1 protein-coding gene is annotated in these 639 nt (G+C 63.2%); it reads right to left on the reverse strand.

Going from position 1 to position 639, the window contains the following annotated elements; genetic code table 11:
- Positions 1-639 (reverse strand): IS630 family transposase (locus ACTOQ3_RS43620; protein WP_440089955.1); only part of this gene is annotated, 639 nt, incomplete at both ends.

The following is a 639-nucleotide window of genomic DNA, read 5'->3' on the forward strand; positions in this document are numbered from 1 at the left end:
GCTGGGTGGGTTGATCTTGGCGAGGTAGTCGGCGAGGGACTTGAGGATCTCGTCGGCGGTCTTGGTCCAGGTGAACGGTCTGGGGTCCTGGTTCCAGGTGTCGATCCAGGCCTTGATGTCGTCTTCGAGGGCTTGGACGGAGGTGTGGACTCCGCGGCGGAGGAGTTTGTCGGTCAGTAGTCCGAACCAGCGCTCGACCTGGTTGATCCATGACGAGCCGGTCGGGGTGAAGTGGACGTGGAAGCGCGGGTGCCGGCTCAGCCAGGTTCTGATCTCGGCGGTGTTGTGGGTGGCGTAGTTGTCGCACACCAGGTGCACGTCGAGTTCGGCGGGGACGGCCTTGTCTATGGTGACCAGGAACTTCTTGAACTCAAGGGCTCGGTGGCGCCTGTGGAGTTCACCGATGACGGTGCCGTCGGCGATGTTGAAGGCCGCAAACAGGCTGGTGATGCCGTGCCGCAGGTAGTCGTGGGTGCGGCGTTCGGGCATGCCCGGCATCATCGGCAGGACCGGCTGAGACCGGTCCAGAGCTTGGATCTGGGACTTCTCGTCGACACAAAGCACGACGGCTTTCTCGGGCGGGTTGTGGTAGAGCCCGACGACATCGACCACCTTGTCCACGAACTGCGGGTCGGTGGA

The organism is Streptosporangium sp. LJ11 (assembly GCF_051918945.1).
GTDB lineage: Bacteria > Actinomycetota > Actinomycetes > Streptosporangiales > Streptosporangiaceae > Streptosporangium.